18 protein-coding genes are annotated in these 20,211 nt (G+C 70.0%); 9 read left to right on the forward strand and 9 right to left on the reverse strand.

The window, feature by feature from the left end:
• Positions 1-32 precede the first annotated feature (32 nt).
• Together QHF85_RS11940 and QHF85_RS11945 are read left to right on the forward strand one after the other, a co-directional pair.
• Positions 33-1,463 (forward strand): oligosaccharide flippase family protein, encoded by a 1,431-nt coding sequence (locus QHF85_RS11940; protein ID WP_281327262.1) that lies wholly within the window; start codon positions 33-35, stop codon positions 1,461-1,463.
• 257 nt (positions 1,464-1,720) lie between these two features.
• Positions 1,721-3,187: a serine/threonine-protein kinase gene (locus tag QHF85_RS11945; RefSeq protein WP_281327263.1), complete on the forward strand. Its 1,467-nt coding sequence runs from the start codon at positions 1,721-1,723 to the stop codon at positions 3,185-3,187.
• A 73-nt stretch (positions 3,188-3,260) separates the two neighbouring features.
• Here the strand turns inward: QHF85_RS11945 and QHF85_RS11950 are convergent, their stop codons facing one another.
• The 3 genes from QHF85_RS11950 to QHF85_RS11960 form a co-directional block, all read right to left on the reverse strand.
• Positions 3,261-3,518, reverse strand: coding sequence for a GlsB/YeaQ/YmgE family stress response membrane protein (locus QHF85_RS11950; protein WP_281327264.1), 258 nt, complete (start codon positions 3,516-3,518; stop codon positions 3,261-3,263).
• Between the two features lie 147 nt (positions 3,519-3,665).
• On the reverse strand, positions 3,666-4,118 hold the full coding sequence (locus QHF85_RS11955; protein ID WP_281327265.1) for a hypothetical protein: 453 nt from the start codon (positions 4,116-4,118) through the stop codon (positions 3,666-3,668).
• A gap of 85 nt (positions 4,119-4,203) precedes the next feature.
• Entirely contained in the window at positions 4,204-5,655 is a 1,452-nt protein-coding gene (locus QHF85_RS11960) for a trehalose-6-phosphate synthase (protein ID WP_281327266.1), read from the reverse strand.
• A 124-nt stretch (positions 5,656-5,779) separates the two neighbouring features.
• On the opposite strand from QHF85_RS11960, the gene QHF85_RS11965 reads away from it, so the two are divergent.
• Entirely contained in the window at positions 5,780-6,817 is a 1,038-nt protein-coding gene (locus QHF85_RS11965; RefSeq protein ID WP_281327267.1) for a hypothetical protein, read from the forward strand.
• Between the two features lie 512 nt (positions 6,818-7,329).
• On the opposite strand, the gene QHF85_RS11970 is transcribed toward QHF85_RS11965, so the two are convergent.
• Positions 7,330-8,805 carry a serine/threonine-protein kinase gene (locus tag QHF85_RS11970; RefSeq protein WP_281327268.1) on the reverse strand — a complete coding sequence of 492 codons (1,476 nt, stop codon included), beginning with the start codon at positions 8,803-8,805 and terminating at the stop codon, positions 7,330-7,332.
• Positions 8,806-8,992: 187 nt separating this feature from the next.
• Between QHF85_RS11970 and QHF85_RS11975 the strand changes: the two genes are divergently transcribed.
• Entirely contained in the window at positions 8,993-11,518 is a 2,526-nt protein-coding gene (locus tag QHF85_RS11975) for a hypothetical protein (protein WP_281327269.1), read from the forward strand.
• 356 nt (positions 11,519-11,874) lie between these two features.
• Here the strand turns inward: QHF85_RS11975 and QHF85_RS11980 are convergent, their stop codons facing one another.
• From QHF85_RS11980 to QHF85_RS11995, 4 genes are all read right to left on the reverse strand, one after another.
• Positions 11,875-13,101 (reverse strand): phosphodiester glycosidase family protein, encoded by a 1,227-nt coding sequence (locus tag QHF85_RS11980; RefSeq protein ID WP_281327270.1) that lies wholly within the window; start codon positions 13,099-13,101, stop codon positions 11,875-11,877.
• 61 nt (positions 13,102-13,162) lie between these two features.
• Positions 13,163-13,651, reverse strand: a complete 489-nt coding sequence (locus tag QHF85_RS11985; protein ID WP_281327271.1) for a hypothetical protein — start codon at positions 13,649-13,651, stop codon at positions 13,163-13,165.
• Complete coding sequence (locus QHF85_RS11990) at positions 13,648-14,208, reverse strand: hypothetical protein (RefSeq protein WP_281327272.1); 561 nt, start codon at positions 14,206-14,208, stop codon at positions 13,648-13,650. Before QHF85_RS11990 ends, QHF85_RS11985 begins: the two co-directional genes overlap by 4 nt.
• Positions 14,209-14,241: 33 nt before the next feature.
• Complete coding sequence (locus QHF85_RS11995) at positions 14,242-14,571, reverse strand: hypothetical protein (RefSeq protein WP_281327273.1); 330 nt, start codon at positions 14,569-14,571, stop codon at positions 14,242-14,244.
• A gap of 411 nt (positions 14,572-14,982) precedes the next feature.
• Here QHF85_RS11995 and QHF85_RS12000 point away from each other — a divergent pair, with 411 nt between their 5' ends.
• Complete coding sequence (locus QHF85_RS12000) at positions 14,983-16,284, forward strand: aminopeptidase P N-terminal domain-containing protein (RefSeq protein ID WP_281327274.1); 1,302 nt, start codon at positions 14,983-14,985, stop codon at positions 16,282-16,284.
• Complete coding sequence (gene mutY, locus QHF85_RS12005; protein ID WP_281327275.1) at positions 16,281-17,417, forward strand: A/G-specific adenine glycosylase; 1,137 nt, start codon at positions 16,281-16,283, stop codon at positions 17,415-17,417. Before QHF85_RS12000 ends, mutY begins: the two co-directional genes overlap by 4 nt.
• 10 nt (positions 17,418-17,427) lie before the next feature.
• On the opposite strand, the gene QHF85_RS12010 is transcribed toward mutY, so the two are convergent.
• Positions 17,428-17,844 carry a hypothetical protein gene (locus tag QHF85_RS12010; RefSeq protein WP_281327276.1) on the reverse strand — a complete coding sequence of 139 codons (417 nt, stop codon included), beginning with the start codon at positions 17,842-17,844 and terminating at the stop codon, positions 17,428-17,430.
• Between the two features lie 259 nt (positions 17,845-18,103).
• Between QHF85_RS12010 and QHF85_RS12015 the strand changes: the two genes are divergently transcribed.
• Genes QHF85_RS12015 through QHF85_RS12025 form a run of 3 tightly spaced genes read left to right on the forward strand, consistent with a single transcriptional unit; the run spans position 18,104 to position 20,189 of the window.
• Entirely contained in the window at positions 18,104-18,775 is a 672-nt protein-coding gene (locus QHF85_RS12015) for a hypothetical protein (RefSeq protein ID WP_281327277.1), read from the forward strand.
• Positions 18,772-19,182 (forward strand): hypothetical protein, encoded by a 411-nt coding sequence (locus QHF85_RS12020; protein ID WP_281327278.1) that lies wholly within the window; start codon positions 18,772-18,774, stop codon positions 19,180-19,182. Before QHF85_RS12015 ends, QHF85_RS12020 begins: the two co-directional genes overlap by 4 nt.
• Positions 19,149-20,189, forward strand: a complete 1,041-nt coding sequence (locus QHF85_RS12025) for a hypothetical protein (protein ID WP_281327279.1) — start codon at positions 19,149-19,151, stop codon at positions 20,187-20,189. Before QHF85_RS12020 ends, QHF85_RS12025 begins: the two co-directional genes overlap by 34 nt.
• The last annotated feature ends 22 nt before the right edge of the window (positions 20,190-20,211 follow it).

Consider the following 20,211-nt stretch of genomic DNA (forward strand, 5'->3'; position numbering starts at 1 on the left):
CGGGGGCGCGCAGGATGCACCAGGGACAGAGGGTGGCGTGGAACGCCGCCTTGATGATCGTGAAGCAGGCCATCATGGCCGTCCTGAGCGTCGTCTACGTGGGCTACCTGGCGCGTCGGCTGGGCGTGGCTGCGTGGGGGGAGCTGCAGGCGTCGCTCGCGATCGCGTCGATGGCCGCTGTCGTCGCGGGGCTCGGCGTGCGTGGGTATCTCGCGCGCGAGATCGCGGTGACGCCGGAGCTCGGGCCGAGGCACCTGGGATCGGCGCTCGTCGTGCGTGGCGCGATGGGCGTGACGACGCTGCTCTGCGCGGCGTTGTTCACGGTGGCGACGCGCTCGGGAGAGGGCGCGACGCTCGTCGTGATCGCGGCTGCGTCGCAGCTCGCCACGATCCTCTACACGACGATGTGGCTGAGCTTCGAGGCGCACGAGCGCTTCCAGTACATCCTGTACGTCGAGCTCGGCGCGCGGCTCTTCGTGATCGGTTTGTCGGTCGCGCTCGTCGCGTCGGGCTTCGGCGTGGTCGCGGCGGCAGGCGTGCTCGCGCTCGGCAACGCGATCGAGCTCGCGTTGACGTACCACTTCCTGCGGACGCGGCTTTATCAGCCGCGCGTCGAGGTGGGCCTCGGCGAGCTCGTGGCCATCGCGAAGAAGAGCATCCCGCTCGGGCTCATCGGCGCGCTGCTCGGCGTGATCCGGCAGGCCGATCGCGTGATCCTGCGCTGGCTCGATGGCGAGTCGGCGGTCGGTGTGTTCAGCGCGGCGTGGGTCCTCATCGAGCAGCTCGAGCTGCTCTCCGATCTCGTGCTCGGCGCGGCGTTCGCGGCTGGGATGCGGCTCTACGCGCACGATCAGCCGGGCTTCGTAAAACTCTTCCGGACGGCGATCGTGGTGGCGACGGCGCTCGGGCTCCCGCTCGCTGCGGGCGTGAGCCTCGTCGCGCCGGACGTGGTCGCGCTCGTGTACGAGGGGCGCGACTTCGCAGGCACGTCGGACGTGCTCCGCGTGCTCGCGTGGCACGTGCCGGCGACGTTCGCGTTCCAGGTCGCGGCGCTGCCGCTGCTCGCGTCGAAAGGCGAGCGGCAGCTCGGCGCGGTGCTCGGGCCGGCGCTCGTGGCCAACGTGGCGCTCGACATGTGGCTCGTGCCGCGGCACGGCGCGCTCGGGGCTGCGTTCGCGGCGCTCGTGACGTCCGTGGGCATGCTGATGGCGACGGGGACGCTCGTGCTGCGTTACGTGCGCGAGGCGCCGATCGGGCGGCTCTTCGGTGCAACGATCGCGACGGTGGCGATGACGCTCGTCGCGCTCTTCGCGCTGAAGATGCTGGGGCTCTGGGCCGCGGTGATCGCGGGCGCGATCACGCACGTGGCGCTGCTCCTCGCGCTCCGCGTGGTGACGATCGCGGAGGTCCGCGCGCTCGCGCGGCGCAAGCCGGAGAAGGATCGACAAGCCGCGGCGACGTGAGGCACGGCAAGAGCGGACGGAGCGCGTTCGTTCGCGTGGAACGCGCGCGCGTGACGCACTCCGCGGACGGCGCGCGCATCAACACGAACATCGCGCGCCGTCCCGCCTCGTTCTCGCGCGTGGATCGAGCAAGCGAGCCAACGAATGCCGCTGGCGAGCGAGGGAGCTTGCGCCAAGATGGTCTCGTGGCGGAGGGGGGTGAGCACAAGGTGCGACCAAGGCGGAGGCGCGATCGCGGTCCGACCCGAGTACGCACGATGGACAGGCGGTCGCGCGCGGCGATGTCCGCGTCGGCGAGGTGGCCTTTCCCCGCGTCGAAACCTGGCTCGCGCGGGAGCTTGCCGGAGCGGCTGCCGATGGGCGCCGGGGGCTACGAGCTCGTCGAGCAGCTCGGCAGCGGCGGGATGGCGGAGATCTTCCTCGCGAGGCGGCGAGGGCTCTACGCCATCGAGCACACGGTGGTCGTGAAGCGGCTGCGCGACGAGTTCCGCGCCTCGCCGTCGGTGGTGAAGATGTTCGCGTGGGAGGCGTGGATCTCGGCGCGCCTGTGTCACCCGAACATCGTGCGGTTCTACGACTTCGTGTCGCACCGAGGGCGCGAGCACCTGGTGCTCGAGCACGTGCGTGGCCCCGACCTCGCGACGCTCGGGCGCGTGCTCGGGGCGACCGGTCGATCGTTCCCGTTCCGCGCGGTGATCGAGGTCGGCGCCGCGGCCGCGCGTGCGCTCGCGCATGCCCATGCGCTCGAGGACGACGACGGCGTGCCGATCGGCCTCGTCCATCGCGACGTGAGCCCGCAGAACATCCTCGTGTCCGTCGACGGCGAGATCAAGCTCATCGATTTCGGCGTGGCGAAGACGACGAGCGCGCACGTGCCGCGCGACACGCTGCCGGGGCTGGTGAAGGGGAAAATGGGGTACATCGCGCCGGAGCACCTGCGCGGGCAACCGCTCGACGCGCGTGGCGACGTCTATGCGCTCGGCGTGGTGCTCTTCGAGATGCTGACGGGGCGCCCGCTCTTCCGGCGCGGCGCGGACGTGGAGATGATCCGACAAGCGCTCGACGCCGAGATCCCGCCGCTCACGGCGCTGCGCTCGGATTGCCCACCCGCGCTCGAAGCGGTCGTGCAGCGCGCGCTCTCGCAGGATCCGCGCGACCGGTTCGAGAGCGCGGCGGCGATGGAGCGGGCGCTCCGCAGAGCGGGCTCCGAGCTCCTCGACGAGGGCGGATCGGTGGCCTTGGCGGAGCTCGCGGAGCTCGCGCGCGAGGTCTACGAAGGCGAGCTCTCCGGCGCGCCGGACACGTGGCCCGAGCCGAGGTCGCCCCGGCCGACGACGTCGCCCGCGAGGTCTTCGCCGATCGAGGAGCGCGCCGCGGAGGACACGCGGCCCGAAGGCTTTTTGCGCGCGCGGAGCGTGGCGCGCGAGCCCGGGGAGATCGTCTCCGCGACGAACGCGCGGTGCGACGCGACGCGGCCCGAGGTGCCCGTGCAGATCGACGAGGCCGACACGGTGATCGCGGCTCCACCGCTGTTCCGGAGCCGCGCCTTCTCTCCGCGCCTCGTGCCGCTCGTGGTCGCGTTCGTGATGGGCCTGCTCGTCGCGGCGGCCGCGCGCGGCAGCACGCTGCCCGAGAGGATCGCCCCGGCGCGCGACACGTCCGTGCGATCGAAGGCGACGACGTCGCACCTCGATCCCTCTGGAGAAGGTTCGTGCTCCAAATGATGAAACGCGCCCCGCGCGGGACTTTACCCGCCGCGGGGCGCGCCTCCGAGCCACGTACGGTGGGAACGCGGCTCTAGGCGGTGCGACGACTCGTGGCGACGTTGTAGATCGCGAGGATCAGGATCGCGCCGATGATCGACATGATGAATCCGCCCGTCGACTGGTACGACGAGTAGATCCCGAGCATGCGTCCGAGGAAGCCGCCGAGCAGCGCGCCGCCGATGCCGAGAAGCACCGTGATGACGAACCCTCCGGGCTCACGACCCGGCGTCAGGAGCTTCGCGATGACGCCAACGACGAGACCGAACAGAATCCAGAGCAGAATCGACATGCTCTCCTACCTCCCTCTCGCGCGGCACGCGCGGCGCACTCGTCGTGCCGCGCAGGCGGGGTTACGCCGCGAGGACGTCCGCCCGCATTCACACGATGCACCCTGCGTGCCGGGCAGACCGTGCACGCCGCCGGAGCAAGATGGATCTCAGGGTTTTTCCGGATCACCCGTGATGTCCGAGAGCCCCGAATCACAAGGTGGCGTGCTCTCGGTCCCGCACGCAGGCGCGTCGCCCGGGCTCGTGGGTCCGCCGTGCCCTGGGCCGTAGCCGTGCGAGGGGCCGTAGCCTTGATCGATCACCTCATCGTGCGAGCGCGCGCGGCGTGACGCCCCTCGTCGCTTGGAGCGCAAGCGCACCTGGATCTCGTGCGCGCCCGCGGGCAACGTGCCGGCGACGAGCTCGGCGCCGCACGCGCATCGAGGAGCAGCCGTCGCGCCCTCTGCGGCGACGACGAGGAAGACGCGGCCGCACTGGGAGCAGCGGAACACGTGCCCCATCGAGGGGATCACCGGGGCCTCGACGAGGGATCGCGTCGCGCTGGATCGCTCGGGGTCCTTGCCCTCCGAGCCTGCATTCGTATGGCGTGTCGTGCTGGACATGAGGCCCGAAGGTTCAGCACGTCCGGTGCCATCCCCCCTCGTGCGCCCCGATCACGCCGCTCCGTCCGCGCACGACGCGCCCTCGTCAGCGCGCGCGTGAGACCGGCGCGGACGCAGCGAGGCGCATCTGCCGTTCCCGCGCAGGCACGCGCTCCTCCGTCACCTGCTCGAGCCGCGCGAGGAAGCCCGACGCCCACGTTTCGACGGAGAGCCGGGAGACCCTGGTCTTCAGCGCAGCCATGCGCGCGCTGTCGCTCGCCGTCTCCGGCGCGAGGGCCACGTCCGCGATCGCCGACGCGAGTCCGTCTTCGTCGTAGGGGTTGACGAGGTGCGCCTCGGAGAGCACGTCGGCCGCGCCCGCGAAAGTGCTCAGCAAGAGCCGGCCGTTCGGCCTCGGCCGCGTCGCGACGTACTCGAAGGCGACGAGGTTCATGCCGTCGCGCTTCGGCGTGACGATCGCAGCATCGGCCGCGAGGTAGTACGCGGCGAGCTCGGTCGCGTCGAGGGTCCGCGCGAAGAGGTGCACGGGCTTGCGGCGTGGACTGCCGAAGCGGCCCTGGATGCGGCCGACCGTGGCCTCGATCCGCTGCCGGAGCTCGCGATACGCCGCCACCGTCTCGCGGCTCGGCACGCCGATCTGCACGAGCGTCACGCGCTCGCGGGCCTCGGAGCTCTGCTCGAGCAGCCGCTCGAAGGCCTCGAGCCGCTCGACGATGCCCTTCGCGTAGTCCATGCGATCGACCGAGACGAGCACGCGGCCGCCACCAAGATCCGATCTGATGCGCTCGGCCTCGGCGGCCACGTTCTCATCACGCCCGAGCGAGGCCCAGCCCTCGACGTCGACGCCAATCGGCCACGTCTCGATCCGCGCCGTTCGCTCGCCTTTCGGGACGACGATGCTCGACCCCTCGCTCATGTACGCGACGCCGAGCTCGTCGAGCGTGTCGTGGAAGGCGCGCACGTAACGCGGGACGTGCAGGCCCACGAGATCCGCGCCGAGGATCCCCTCGACGAGCTCCGCAGCCCAGGGCAGCACACGCAAGCTCTCGGCCGCGGGCCACGGGATGTGCCAGAAGAAGCCAATCGTGAGGTCGGGCCTCCGCGCCCGGAGCAGGGCAGGGACGAGCGCGAGCTGGTAGTCGTGGACCCACACGACCGCATGCCGCGGAGCGTGCTCAGCAGCGGCGTCGGCGGCCGCGCGGCACACCTCCAGGTAAGCGCGTGCCTGCTCGGCGCGGAAACGACACACCTCGAGGAAGCCGTGCGCGAGCGGCCAGAGCGCGCCGTTCGAGGCGCCCGCATACCAGGCCGCGCGGATCTCCGAAGGCAAGGAGAGGGCGCGAACGCGGAACGGCACCTCGCTCGCGTCGCAAGGGTCCCGGTCCGCGCCCGTCGCAATCCAGGTGCCGCGCGACCTGCGCATGAGCGGCAGGAGCGCCGAGATCAACCCACCCGGCGCGCGCGCGATGCCGTTCGACGTCCTCACGAACGGCGCGCGCGCGCTCACGATGACCAGGCGGGGGGACGGGGTTTTCATGGGTTCCGCCCATGCGAAAGCAATGCCGCCGTGGGCGGTCTCGCGGACAAAGGACGCGCGGCGCGGGATTTGCTCGATGCGCCTGCTCGTGTGGTAGGGTCGGAGATCGAGGAGATTACGTCCCGTGCGCCTCCATCGTCTCACTCCGCTCGCCGCCGCCGCCACCGTCGCGCTCGCCCTGCTTGCGCCCCGGCCTGCTTCGTCACAGACGGCCGAGGAGAAGGCCGCCGCGCGATCCCTGGCGCAACAAGGCGCCGAGGCCCTGCAAAACAAGAACTACGGCGAGGCGATCGATCTCCTCAGCCGCGCCGAAGCGATCATCCACGCGCCGCCGCATCTGCTGCTGATCGGGCGCGGGCAGGTCGGTCTCGGCAAGCTGGTCGCCGCACGGGAGTCGTTCCTCAAGATCATCCGCGAGGAGCTGCCCGCAAGCGCGCCCGCCGCATTCAAGCGAGCCCAGGAAGACGCAAAGACCGAGCTCGCCGCGATCGAGCCCCGCATCGGCTCGCTGCGCATCGTGCTCACCGGGCCAGGCGCAGCCGATCCGTCGAAGGTGACGGTCAAGCTCGACGAGCAAGGCGTCACGTCCGCGCTCATCGGTGTGCACCGGCCGATCGATCCGGGCAAACACATGGTGACCGCGACCGCAGCCGGGCGGAGCCCCGTGACGCAAGAGGTCTCGCTCGGCGACGGCGAGAAGAAAGAAGTGTCGCTCGAAGTAGAGGCGCCGACAGCAGGCGCCGCACAACCCGACGGCAGCGGACAAACCGGCGGAGTGGTCGGGCCGATCGGCCCAGAAAAACCGCAGGGCAAGAGCCCGCTGAAGTACGTGGGCATCGCAGGCATGGGCCTCGGCGGCGCAGGGATCATCGCGGGCACGATCTTCACGGTCATGTTCGTGAACAAGTCGAAGGAAGCGGACGACGCATTCAAGGCCTGTCCAAAGCCGTGCCCCGCGCAGCAACAGGCAAACATCACGACGCTCGACGAGGCAGCAGCCTCGCGCGGGACGGGCGCGGTCGTAGGCTTCGCAGCAGGCGCCGCGCTGGCCGGCGCCGGCGTCGCGTTGTTCCTGATCGGGAGCAAGCAGGACAAACCCGCAGGCGCGAGCGTCGTGCCGTACGTCGCGCCGAACAGCGCGGGGCTCGTCGGGCGGTTCTAGGTCACGGCGTGGCGCCGGGGTTTCACCCCGGACCCGACGAGGGGCTGTCCGCCCCTCGACCCGGACCAGGGCCAGCCCTGGACCTCAGGGCATCGACTGCGCGAAGCGCAGTCGATGCGGGGAGAGTTTTTCAAGCTGTCCGCCCCCTCTTGGCAGGGCCAGCCCTGGACCTCAGGGCATCGACTGCGCGAAGCGCAGTCGATGCGGGGAGAGTTTTTCAAGCTGTCCGCCCCCTCTTGGCAGGGCCAGCCCTGGACCTTTGTTGGAAGAACTGCGCTGCGCGCAGTTCTTCCAACAGGCCGTTGGTACAGCGTTGCCAGCTGAACCGTCAGCGATGCTGTCTTGGTTGGCAGGGTCGCTCGTGGTCTTGACCTGGCCCGTTCGATGAACTGCGCGATGCGCAGTTCATCGACCACGAGTCCAGCGCTTGCGCTGGTTCGGGTCGAGGGGCGAACAGCCCCCGCGGGGCCCGGGGCAGCGCCCCGGCGCGGCGCCCCCCAAAAAAGACTCGCTCAGTACCCGAAATCGCCGCCCGTCGTCCCGCCCTTGTTCGGCTTGTTCGTTGATGTCGCGGAGGGCCTGGGCATGGGACCGCCGAGCCTCGTCGACGCGGTCCCGAGGGGCGCCGTCGTCGTCGTCGCGGTTGGGGCCGCGCTCGCGGCGGGCTCCGCCGTGTCCGGTGGCGTGGGGTTCGGCTCGACGGCGCTCGTCGGCGGCGTGGCTGGCGTGGCGGCGGTCGTCGGGATGGGCGGGGTGACGCTCGTGGTCGGGATCGATCCGCCGGCCTGGGTCGTGTCTTTCTTGCCGAGCATCAGGTAGCCGGCGACGCCGAGGCCTGCGAGCAGGACGACCCCGACGAGTCCGCCCACGACCGCGCCTGCGCGCGAGGGCTTCGGCGCGGCTGCGCCCGAGGTGTTGCCCCACGCGTTCGCCGTGCCCTGGGATCCGTCGAGTGACGTGCCGGTTTGTCCGGTCGTGCCCATGCCGGGCACGCCGGGCTGCGGCGTCATCATCCCGACGCCGGGGATCATGCCGGGCAGCGGCGTTGCGGTCAGTGGGTTCGGGGCGGTGAGCACGCCGGGCGGCTGCGTCGGCAGACGTGGGCCGGGAAGGATGCTCGGTCCGCCACGGCTGGCCTGCCAGGCGAGGAGCGCCTCCTTGAATTCGGCGCAGGATTGGAAGCGGTGCGCCTGCTCGCGAGCCATGGCGCGCTGGATGATCAGCGAGAACTCGGGATCGAGGTCCGGGACGAACTGTTGTGGCGGAGGCGGCAGCTCCAGCGCGATCTTGAAGAGCAGCTCGTTGAACGTCTCGGCGCGGAAGGGGACCTGCCCCGTCGTCGCCTGGTAGAGCACGACGCCGAGTGCGTAGATGTCGCTGCGCGCGTCGACGACGGCCATGCCGCGCGCCTGCTCGGGCGACATGTAGTACGGCGTGCCGACGACCGAGCCGGCCCGCGTCACGTTCATCTCCTCGCCGCCGATCTGCGAGAACTTCGAGACGCCGAAGTCGAGGATCTTGATGAAGTCGGTGCGGCCCGCCTTGTTTGGCAGGATGAAGATGTTGTCGGGCTTGAGATCGCGATGGACGATCCCTGCGGCGTGCGCGGCGCCGAGCGCGTCGAGGACCTGCGCCATGAGCGGGATGCTTTGCGCCGGCGCGAGGCGGCCGGAGCGCTTGATCCGCGCGCTCAACGTCTCGCCGTCGAGGTACTCCATGACCATGTAGCGCGACTGGTCGGGGAGAACGCCGAGGTCGAGCACCTCGCAGATGTGCTCCGAGCCGATCCGCCCTGCGGCCTGGGCCTCGCGCTCGAAGCGCGCGACGGTCTCGCCCGAGCCGGAGACGCTCGCGTGCAGGACCTTGATGGCGACGCGGCGCTTGATCCGCGTGTTCTCGCCCTCGAAGACCGCGCCCATCCCTCCCGTCCCGAGGAGGCGGACGATGCGGTACTTTTCGTCGATGACTTGGCCGGGGGTGAGGGTCATCGGATCGTCGCTCGCGAGAAGCGGAAGGAATCCAACACGTCTCGAGCTTACCACGGGTGCCGGGCGCGAGCCCAGGAGGCGGGAAGGGGAAAAGGCAGGGGGTGAGGGCGGGCCGCGGTGGCGCACGACCGATGCCGCACAGGGCCTTTGCCGACGGGAAGCGTCTTCGTGTTAAGGTCGCCCCCGTATGTCGCTCTACGAGCTGTCGATCGACGACGCCCACCTTCGCGAAGCCGAGAGGCTCACTTCGCTCGAGGGGAGGGCCTTTCCGACGCTGGTGACACGGTGGGAGTCGCGCCTGTTCGATCAGCCCTGGTCCACCACGCTGGTGCTCGATTACACGATCCCGCTGCCTCCGCTGCCGGCCTCGCAGTCGTTCATCGAGGTGCGGATCGCGGCGTACGTGGGCGGCGCGCCGACGAAGTTCCTCTACTTCGGCACCGAGATGAACGCGAGCGTGCCCCGCATCGGCCCCGAGATGGAAAACCAGATCGGATGGACGAAGCAGTACCAGGAGTACAGGCTCGACGAACACACCTCGCCCGTCCCGTACCTCAAGCTGATCCAGACGACGCCGCGCATCTACGGCGCCGGCGCGCAGGACTATTACAGCCCCGCGATCAAGGTGGAGAGGTACGACGGGACGGCGTCGAGTGATCACCTCGCCGATCTGTTCCCGACGGTCGTGGCGAACCTGCCCTGCGTGAAGGGGCACCTGCTCACGGATCCCTCGGCCGGGCTCTGGAACGGCGCGCGGTACGTGGGGCAGACGGCGATCGCGATCCTGCGCCAGGGCAAGGTCGTCGGCATCCACCGGCGGATCGGGCGCACGGACAAGGACGCGGTGCCGCCGGAGATCAAGCGGCGCGATCCGAAGCACGACGTACTCAAGGAGTGGGTGTCGATCGATCTCGGCTCAAGCACGACGGTCGTCGCCCTGCGCGGCGATCGCAGCGCGCCAGAGCTCGTGCGCATCGGCGCGACGAGCGCGCCCGTGGTCTCCGCCGATTACGAGAACCCGAGCGAGATCTCGTTCGAGCAGCTCGGCCGCACGCTGAAGGCATGGCGCGATCGCGTGATCCTGCCGATGACGCGCTGGGGCGAGGTGACGATCGGGCACGCGGCGCGCGCGACGCGCAAGCGAGGCGCCGAGGAGTCGCTCGCGCTCGGCGCCGCGACGCTGACGCACCTGCCGATGCTGCGCGAGCGCGTGGACCGGAAAGAAAAGATCTCGCTGCGCGGCCGCGGCGATCCCGAGACGCAAGAGACGCTCAAGAAGCCGGCGCCGCCCATCATCGACGAGGACGGGATCGGCGCGCACGATCCGTTCGATCCGATCGAGCTCTACGCCTACTACATCGGCCTGCACGTCAACCACAGGACGCGCGGCATCCACACGCGTTACCTCGTGGCGATGCCGTCGGGCTGGAACGACGATCGGCGCAAGAGCGCGCTCGTGGCCGTGCGTCGCGGCATCTTCCGCAGCCTGCCGGCCGGCATGCTCGAGTTCCACGACATGGACATGCTGAACGTGGTCGACGCGGGCCCCGCGGCGATCCCGTTCGCGGCCTTCGCGTTCCGCGCGTTCGCCGTGCAGCCGAAGCCCGATCCGGTGCCCTTCGTGGCGATCGACGCAGGCGCGAGCGAGACAGGCGTGGTCTTCGGTCTGTTCCGCAACGCCAAACCCGACGAGCAGATGGAGGGCGGCCACGAGCGGATGATCGAGTACCTCGAGCCGACGAGCATCCCGTGGTTCGGCGGTGAGCGGCTCCTGCACAGGCTCGCTTACCGGCTCTACGTCGCCGCGGAGGCGAGCGTGGGCGCGGCGCGCGTGCCCTTCGATCGTCCAAGCGAGGAGACGCCCGTGGGCGCACTCGAGCACCTGCTCGTCGCGAGCCCGGAAGGACGCGCGAACGCCGAGGTCCTGAAGGACGCGATCCGGCCGCTGCTCGAAGGCGGCGACGTGCGCCTGCCGAAGTCGATCAAGCTCGCCACACTCGACGGTCCGTTCTTCGACTTCCCGCTCGAGGTGGATCGGCAAGCGATCGCAGCGGAGATCGACGGCTGGTTCTCCGAGGCGGTGGAGGAGGTGCGCGTGGGCCTGGAGAAGGCGCTCGAGAAGATCGGGCGCGATCCAGATCCGTACGACGGTCTGCGCGTGATGCTCGGCGGTCGCATGAGCATGCACCCGGCGCTGCTCGACAAGCTGACGGCGACGTTGCCGAAGAACGTGAAGATCCACCGCTTCATCGAGCCCGATCGGCTGAACCTCGGCGCGCCGACCGTGAAGACGGCATGCGCGCTCGGCGCCCTCGCAATGCGCTTCGAACGCATCGGCGCGAGCGTGCGCGCCGAGAAGCGCGACGCGTTCAAGTACCGCGTGGGCCGAAACCGTCACGGCCAGCTCGCCGACGTGCTCGATCCGTCGGTGGAGTACGACGTGTGGCGCGAGGTCGGCGCCTGCACGAAGCCGAACGTCGAGGTGCTGTACATGCGCGCCGAAGACGACGGCGAGGTCGCAGCCGACGATCCGCGCGTGGAGATCGCAATCTGCAAGCTCGGCGCGACAGCCGTCGGGCAACGCATCTACATGCGCGCGGTGGGTCCGATCCGCGTCGAGGTGAGCGTCGGTCCGCCCGGCGGCGAGCCCGCGGCAGGCGCGCCGGTGTGGTGGATCGATCTCAAGGAAAACCTCGCGCGGCCGAAGGCGTAGTTCGTCCGGCCGAACGCTCGTCGGGGAGGCGCTTCGCTGGGGCTTTGCCCCAGGCCCCAGCGGGGCTGTCCGCCCCTGCACCCGGACCAGCGCAAGCGCTGGACTCGGGGTCGATGAACTGCGCGATGCGCAGTTCATCGAACAGCCGGGTCAAGACCAGCGACGACCTGCCAGCCAAGCCAGCAGCGCGGACGGTTCAACCGGCGACGCGGTCCCAACGGCCTGTTGGAAGAACTGCGCGCAGCGCAGTTCTTCCACGTAAGGTCCAGGGCTGGCCCTGGTTCGGGTCGAGGGGCGAATAGCCCCCGCGGGGCCCGGGGCAGCGCCCCGGCGCTACGCCTCCCGAGGGACAAACCTCACTTGCTGCGGCGCGTGACGTAGAAGAAATCGCGCGGGGATGGGTCCTTGACGTAGTCGCCTGCGCGGTAGTCGACGTGTGGCACGAGGGAGGAGGCGACGCGACGCTCGGCGGCTGGGGGGTGATCGAAAAGCAGGAAGCGTGGGTAGGCGTAGTTCACGTCGAGCTGCGCGGCGTCGCGTGCGCCTGCGGCTTTCATCGCGCGCGCCAAGGATTGCGCCGTGACGGCTTCGCCGAGGGCGTAGAAGAGCGTGTGACCTCCCGCGTCGATGCCGATCGCGGACCTGCGGATCACGGTCTCGCCGCTGACGGTCGCGCCCCAGTTCTTGTTGTACTCGGTGAGCTTCGTGTTGAGCTCGCCGCCTTCGACGAGACATGCGGGCGTTTGCCTGTATGCCGCCATCTGCGCCTCCGTTGGCGCGAGGGTCGGCCAGGTGCCGATGCGGATTGCGCCGTCGCGGTAGAGACCCACGGTGCAGGCGATGTCGCGCGGGGGCAGGAATGTCTTGCCCTCGATCATCATCCCGTATTGCCCGTGCAGCGCTTTGAAGCCGCCGTTGAAGGCTGCGACGAGGTCTGGGTGCTCTGTGGCTGGCACGAGGCCGGGACGCTCGGAGAGCGGCACGTTTTGCGAGACGGGCTCGGTCGTGCCTGCGACGAGACGGATGGCGACGCGCGTGAGGTCCATGGCGACCACGGCCACCGCGGCGAAGCCACGCTTCGGATCGGGGTGCACCACGGCTTTGACCATCACGGGCGGCTCGCCTGCGCGGCTGCCCTCTTGCATCACGAGCCATGTCCCGTCGCCTGTTGCTGCGACGTTCGTGAAGGGCGGCTCGAAGCGCGGCGGAGGGAAGCTTGGGGCCTCGGGTGCGGACGCGTCGGCGACGTCGGCCTTTGCGGGCACGACCTCGGGCGCGGGAGCAGACGCGGCGGGCAGGGCGGCTGAGGCGGGGGCCTCCCAGAACGTTGCGGGGGCCTCGTCGCCGTGACGCCAGACGTTCACGCGGTCGGCGAGCCCGTAGGCTGTGTCTTCGATCCACGCGACCACGGAGGGGCCGAGCACGGCGCGCACGCCGTCGGCGAGCGCGGGGCCGAAGCCTGGCACGTTGTGGATCGCCCACCAGGTCGCGCCCCCTGCGACGAGCGTGACGCCGAGGCCGATGGCCGCGCGCCGTCGCCAGCGTCGCGGCTTCTTTTTCTTTTCTGTCTCGGGGGCGGTCACGGGGCGGGGAGGGTAGCCCAGGACGAGCTCGGGACCCAAGCGGAGGCGTGTGTGGCGCGCCTCAGACGACCTGACCGTGGGCCATCGTTTTCGGGCCGTCCTTGAACAGGATCTCGACCTTGCCGCGATCGATCACGCGGGCGACGACGCCGTCGCCGAACTTCGGGTGACGGACGAGCTCGCCCGGGCCGAGCGTCAGCGTCACGCGGTAGGGCTTGAAGGCGCCCATGGGCTGCCCGGCGATCGCGTGCTCCCACTGCATCGTCTGGTCGCGCTCGCGTTGCGCGGCTGCGCTCGCGCGGGCGCCCGAGGTCTTGCGCTCCTCGCCGCCTTCACGCTTCGTGGCCGAGGCGGCCTTGGTCTTTGGCGCCAGCGGGGCGAGCTTCTCGCTCTTCGGGCGGCGGTAAAGGTGATGGGAACCGCACGTCTTGCACTCGACCTTCTTCACCTCGTCGCCGACCATGGCGATGATGCGGTGAGTCAGGTCAAGCTTGCATTTCGTGCAATAAGAATCGATCTCGCCACCGGTCTTCGGCTTCTTCGTGATCACGTACCCTCGCGTCTTCTGCGCTCGCGCCGCGTCTCTTTTCCTCGGTCCTTGACCGTCACGTGCGCGGAGACGGACGGCTTCGGCAGACCCTTCTGCCCCTCGGGCGCCGCTTCTGCGCCTTCCTCCGGCTCCTCGGCGTCCGGCTCGTCGGCCGGAGCTTTCTCGGCGGGGCGCGCGTCGTTCGGGACGAAGCGGATCTCCGTCTTGATCTCGAACGACAGCTTCGTGAGCACCTTCGTCAGCTCGTCGGCGAACTGCGTGTGCTCGAGGACGTCGCGGATTTCCTTCGCGACGACGCGGTAGAGCCCCGTCTTGGTGTCGTCGATCTGCTGGTAGAGGTAGTTCAACACCTCCTTCGGCAGCTTCATGTCCCCCACGAAATGCCGAAGGGTGTCGGGGCCTTCGCTCAGCTTGCCGACGCCGGTCTCGACGGCGCGCTCCACGGCGCGCTTGAGCAGGTCGGGAATGGCACGGTCGAACGTGCGCCGCCGCTCTGTCTCTGGCTTCTCCCCCTCGGGCGCCTCTTCACGGTTCGGAAGATCGTCGATGTCGCCCATCCGCCGGCTCACTAGTCAGGAAGGGGGCCTTCGTCAATCGGACATCGACACACGCAGCGCCCAAACCTCTGCGACGACCTTTCCTTTTCCGCGCCGGGCGGCAAGCTCCACCGTCAGGGTATCGTCTTCCAGGGGACAAAACGGCCGATCGGGCTGGACGATGGGCCACCGATCCTCGCCGTGATCCGCGGCGATCGACGTGCCTCGGCTCGATCGCACCACGACGTCGAGGTCGGTCACGCCGGGATCCGCGACGGCAAATATTCGATAACACTCGCCTTTTTTCGCTTCGAGCGGAAACGGCACGGGCCGGCCCCCCTCGGCGACCTGCCCCTCGACCGCCTCCTTCGTGAGCCGTCGCATCCCGTTTTCTGGACCACACAGCATGGTCAAACGGGTGAGATCTTTCCGCGGATCGCCTTCCAGACGAAAGTTTCCGTAACAACGAATCCACGGCCCACCCACACGAACGGGGGAGGCGATGGGGTCCTCGTCACGCGGGGCGGGGCCCGCGCCTGCTTCGGCGGCGCCGCCGTCGGGATCGGCCGGGGCCTCACCGAGCATCGAGGGTGGGAGTTTTGGCAGGGGCGGGGTCGGGGGCGGCGTGTCGGGGGCCGACGCTGCACCGCCGGCCTGGTCCCAGGGGCGCGGGCGCTCGCGGCAGCCGGTGAGGAGGGCGAGGCACGTGAGGGCAGCGAGGAGGCGCGCGCGGCGTCGGGCGAGGGCGCGCGGCGGGTTTGGCCGGCCAAGGTTCTGCGCTAGAGTCCCCGCTCGATGAACCTCTTCGCCGAACGCCGTAAACAACTGCTCGAGCGACTGCAAGGTGTGCTCGTCCTTCCGGCGGCGCCGGAGCTCATACGCAACAACAGCGTCCACCACGAGTACCGCCAGGACTCCGATTTCCACTACCTCACGGGCTTCGGCGAGCCCGACGCCGTGCTCCTTCTGGCCCCGAAGCACCCGGAGCACAAGGTGGTTCTGTTCGTCCGCAAGCGTGACCCGGAGCGCGAGAAGTACGACGGGGCCCGCGCGGGCGTGGAGGGCGCGAAGGCGGAGTTCGGCGCGGACGCGGCGTTCACCATCGACGAGCTCGACGACAAGCTCATCGACTACATGCAGGGCTACCACAGGCTCTACTACCGGCTCGGCCAGAGCCGATCCCTCGACGATCGCGTGCTCCGCGCGATCCAGCTCCTCCGGCTGAAAGGGACGCGGACGAAGAAGACATGGCCGACGGAGATCGTGGAGCCGGGCGACGTGTTGCACGAGATGCGCGCGGTGAAGTCCGAAGCGGAGCTCGGCTTCATGCGGCGCGCCGCGGCGATCACGCGCGAGGCGCACCTCAACGCGATGCGGCTCACGGCGCCGGGTCGCCACGAGTACGAGGTCGAGGCGCTGATCCGCGAGGTGTTCCGGAGGAACGGCGCCGAGCGCACGGCGTACACGCCCATCGTGGGCGCGGGGGCGAACGCGACGACCCTGCACTACCACGCGAACCGGAAGAAGCTGCTCGACGGAGAGCTCCTGCTCATCGATGCGGGCTGCGAGTACGAGTACTACGCGTCCGACGTGACGCGGACGTTCCCCGTGAACGGGACGTTTTCGCCCGTGCAGCGGAGGCTCTACGAGATCGTGCTGGCCGCGCAGATGGCCGCGATCGAGGCCGTGAAGCCGGGCGTGACGGTGGACGCGCTGCACGACATCACGGTGCGGACGCTCGTCGAGGGGTTCGTCCGCGAGGGTCTGCTCTCGGGCGACGTGAACGAGATCATCGAGAAAGAGACGTACAAGCGGCTCTACCCGCACCGCACGAGCCACTGGCTCGGCATGGATGTGCACGACGTGGGGCACTACTACCGCGACGGCGAGGCGCGCCCGCTCGAGCCGGGGATGGTGTTCACGATCGAGCCGGGGATTTACGTGGCGCCGGACGATGAGAAGGCGCCCGCGGAGTACCGTGGGATCGGCATCCGCATCGAGGACGACATCCTGGTCACGGCCACGGGCTACGAGAACCTGACGGCCGACATCCCGAAGGCGCCGGACGAGGTCGAGCGCGCCTGCCGAGACGCTTGAAGCAAAAAACGAAGGGCCGCGCGGGGGAAGAGACGCCGCGCGAGGCTGTGCTCGCCGTGGAGCTCAAAGGCTGGTTCCGCAAGAGCGCGCGGGATCTGCCATGGCGCAGGACGCGGGATCCGTACGCGATCTGGCTGTCCGAGGTGATGCTGCAGCAGACCCGCGTGGAGACGGTGATCCCGTACTACGAGCGGTTCTTGCAGCGGTTTCCGGACGTGCGCGCGCTCGCGTCCGCCGAGCTCGACGAGGTGCTCTCGCTCTGGAGCGGGCTCGGCTACTACCGCCGCGCGCGGGAGCTACATCGCTGCGCACAGGAGGTCGCTTCGATGCACGGCGGCGTGTTCCCCGCGGAAGCCGACGAGCTCAGGAAGCTGCGCGGGATCGGCCCGTACACCGCGGGCGCCGTGTCGAGCATCGCGTTCGACAGGCCCGCGGCGCTCGTGGACGGCAACGTCGCGCGGGTGATCGCGCGCCTCGAGGCGATCGAGGACGACGTGAAAAGCACGGCGGGGTTGAAGCGGATCTGGCGCGTGGCGGAGCGGCTCGTCCCGCGGGAGGAGCCTGGCGCGTGGAACCAGGCGCTGATGGAGCTCGGCGCGACGATCTGCACGCCGCAAAACCCAGCATGCCTGATCTGCCCGGTGCGTGACGCATGCGCAGCGCGCGCGCAGGGCAGGGAGCGCGAGCTGCCGATCGTGGGCGAGAAACGAGCGTCACCGCGCGTGGCGATGGTCGCGGCGGTGGTGGAGCATGAGGGGCGCTTCTTGTTCGCGCGGCGCAAGGAGGGAGGGCTCTTCGGCGGGCTGTGGGAGCCGCCGATGGTCGAAGCGCGGACGGCCGAAGACGCGAAGCCCTCGCTCTCGGGCGCGGGCCTCGCGGCGGACGCGAAGCTCACGGAGGTGGGGCGTGTCGAGCACGTGCTCACGCACCGCGAGCTCGACGTGCTCGTGCTGCGCGCACGCGCGGATCGGCCGTGGCCGCTCGAAGCGCCGACGACGGCGCCGTACGAGCGGCTCGCGTGGATGGAGCGAGGCGCCGAGGGCGTGGGCGTCTCGACGTTGGCGCGCAAGATCCTCGCGGCCGCGAAGCCGGAGAAGAAGGGCGCCGCGCGCAAGAAGAAGGCCCGCGCGTAGCGCCCTCGGCTCACTCCGTGGGACCTGCGCGCTTGCGCGACGCAGGCTTGGTCCGCTCGCGGAGCGCGTCCTCCATGCCGGTGCGCTCGTCCTCCGAGAAGTACACGTCCTCGGCCTCGGCGCCGATCTCCTCGACGAGGAACGGCGTCTCGAGGTCTTGCCCCTCGTCCGACAAGATCACGTCGCTCATGTCGCGCCCGCGCGTCGCGCCTTCGAGGAACTCGGCGCCGAGATCACCCGCGAGATCCGCGGCCGCGTCGGCGTTGTCCGGATCGAACGAAAACCCTTCGCTGATGGGCTCGTTCGGGTGATGGCGGAAGACGCGATCGCTGTCGTCGAGCGTGTGCACGGGCTCGTCCATCGCGTCGGCCGGGTGCACCTTTCCCGGCAGAGGCGGCGCGGCGAACTCGTCGAGATCTTCGAGCACGGGACGCGGGCTTCTCTCGTCGAACGACATTCCCGGGCGTCGCGAGAGGGCGTCGCCGTGGCGGTGTTCGCTGCTGCGTACGCTCGATGCGGGGGGCGGAGCCTGGGTGGACGGGGCAGCCGCCCGCACGTGTTTCGCCCCGGATCGGGCCGGCTTGAGGGGTTTGTTGCTGTTCACGCTCGGCCCGAATGCAAGAGTCGCGCGCGTGATTTGACGTGCGAAGAACGCACGTTACGCGGTAAGACCCGAGGGCCCCAGCATGCGCGAAAAACGCCCGCGGCCTCGCCGTTCGACGGCCCTCGTGACGACGTTCACGACCGGGTGTGTCGTTGCGTGGGCCGGGGCCGCGATCGCCGCCGAAGGCGCGCCGGCGCAGCAAGGAACGGCCGAATCGAGGCGAGCGCTCCTCTACGAAGCCCTGTCGGCGCCGCCGAAGGGTTACGTGCGTGCGCTCGCCGGGCTCTCGTTCGGCGGCGGGCTTCGCTTCAACAATCCGTATCGGCTGGCCACGCAGCTCGGCGCGACGGCGGAGTCGCCGAGCGCGACCGCGCCGTACACGACGCTCATGGGCGCGCTCGCGTTCGGGCCGCCTGACGGGCTCCAGCACGGAGGGATGCTCGGGCTCACGTTCGCGCTCAGCGGCGTCGGGCAAACCGTGCTCACCCCCGGGTATGTCCTGATGTACCGCGGCCCGGGTCGATGGCTCGCGTACGGACGAGCCGGCCCGGAAATCCTGCTCTCCCCGGATCCGAACGTGGGCCTCACGGCCGCGGGGGGCGGCGCGTTTTTACTGACCGGCGGGCTCGGGCTCGTCCTCGACGTGGCGGGCAGCCTGTTCTACGGCGCGAGCACGTGGGAAAAGAAATACCCGGCGTACCCCGTGCTCTCGGCCTCGCTCGGTCTGATCGTCGACGTGGAGTTTCTGCCGTGACGCGGGCTCGAACCGAGCGGCGCCGCGCGATCAGCCGCGCCGAGATCATGCGCCTCGCCGCGACGCTCGTCCTCGTCGTCGCCGCGCCGACCGTGGGCGACATCGGAAGCTGCGGCGAAGCGCCCGCGGATCTCGACGCCGCAACGTTCTTCCGCGAGAAGGCCGCGGTCGACTGCGCGCGTTGCGCCGCGTGCGGTTTCTCCACGGCGGCGTGTACGCGCGCCTGTGATCCAATGCAGCCCGCGCAATCCTTCCCCGAGGGCTGCTACCCCATCGCGCACGACGGCGAGGTTTGTCTCCGCGCGCTCGAAGCGACCTCGTGCGACACGTACGCGAGCTTCGTCGCGGATCAGGGCTCGACGATCTCGACCGAGTGCAACTTCTGTCCGCCGGAGGCGAAGCCGTGACGCAGGCGCAGCGCGCCTTCGCCCGATGGATCGTCCTCGCGGCGGCGCTCGTCGCTCTCGCCTCGGGCTGCGCCGCGCTCCGCCCCGTGACGACGTCCGCGGGCGAGTACAGCGCGTTCCGCAAAACGCACGTCTCGCCGACGCTCGAAGGGCGCATCGTCGCGTCGGCGCGTTACCTGGCGCAGTACCCCGACGGCGCGTTCGCAACGGAGGTGCGCGCCTTCTACGCGATGGCCGAGCCGCTCTACTTCGAGGAGCACCGCGACACCGCCGCCGGCCTGCACGTCTACCTCGCGGCGCTCCCGCGCGGCCCGCACGCCGCCGAGGCGCGGCAAAAGCTCGAGCGGATCGCCGAGAAGGGCCCGAGCGCGGAAGGCGGCTTCGATCGGACCGTCGTGGGCACGAACGATCGCCTCGCGAGGATCGCCGGCCTGCGAGGCGCCGCGCGCGAGCAGATCACGTCGTCGCTCCGCGCGTGGATCGACCCGGACGCCTTCGCGCGACCTCTTTCCGAGGCCAAAGCCGATCTCCTCGTCCCATGGAGCCTCTCGCTCCCGTGGCCCAGGTGCTCGTGGAACGACGAAGCCCGCGGCGAGGAGATGCGCTGCGCAAAGCTCTTCGAGTTGCCGTACGAGGTCACGAAGGGCGAGGGCACGGAGGAGCGTCAAGCCACTGTCGAAGTCGTGGTCGTCGAGGACGCGCGCGGCCGACCGCGGCGCGTCACGATCGGCGGGCCTGATCTCTTCGTGCGCCTCGAAGAGACGGTGAGCGGTCGGGCGATCGATCATGGAGATCCGAGCGGTCGAGCGGCCGGCGTCTCCCGCGCGACGGAGCTCGTGCGACGCGAATTTTCGGCGCGGATCTCGGACGATCCCGCATGCCGGAAGCGCACGCGCGCGCCGCGGGTCCTCGAGCTCGCCTGCGGCGGCGTCCGTGTCGTCGTGGAGGCGGCCCTCGACAGCACCGAGGACGATCGCATCGTGATCGCCCCGATGGCCTCGGACTGACCGAGCCCGAAGCGCGATTCGG

Source organism: Polyangium sp. 6x1 (genome assembly GCF_029946515.1).
GTDB lineage: Bacteria > Myxococcota_A > Polyangia > Polyangiales > Polyangiaceae > Polyangium.

Coding starts and splice junctions, on each gene's coding strand:
- QHF85_RS11955 (WP_281327265.1), bottom strand. CDS start 4,118: ATGTCCAGCACGACACGCCATACGAATGCAGGCTCGGAGGGCAAGGAC.
- QHF85_RS11975 (WP_281327269.1), top strand. CDS start 8,993: ATGTCGCTCTACGAGCTGTCGATCGACGACGCCCACCTTCGCGAAGCC.
- QHF85_RS11960 (WP_281327266.1), bottom strand. CDS start 5,655: ATGAAAACCCCGTCCCCCCGCCTGGTCATCGTGAGCGCGCGCGCGCCG.
- QHF85_RS11945 (WP_281327263.1), top strand. CDS start 1,721: ATGGACAGGCGGTCGCGCGCGGCGATGTCCGCGTCGGCGAGGTGGCCT.
- QHF85_RS11990 (WP_281327272.1), bottom strand. CDS start 14,208: ATGGGCGACATCGACGATCTTCCGAACCGTGAAGAGGCGCCCGAGGGG.
- QHF85_RS11995 (WP_281327273.1), bottom strand. CDS start 14,571: ATGCGACGGCTCACGAAGGAGGCGGTCGAGGGGCAGGTCGCCGAGGGG.
- QHF85_RS11950 (WP_281327264.1), bottom strand. CDS start 3,518: ATGTCGATTCTGCTCTGGATTCTGTTCGGTCTCGTCGTTGGCGTCATC.
- QHF85_RS12000 (WP_281327274.1), top strand. CDS start 14,983: ATGAACCTCTTCGCCGAACGCCGTAAACAACTGCTCGAGCGACTGCAA.
- QHF85_RS11970 (WP_281327268.1), bottom strand. CDS start 8,805: ATGACCCTCACCCCCGGCCAAGTCATCGACGAAAAGTACCGCATCGTC.
- QHF85_RS12015 (WP_281327277.1), top strand. CDS start 18,104: ATGCGCGAAAAACGCCCGCGGCCTCGCCGTTCGACGGCCCTCGTGACG.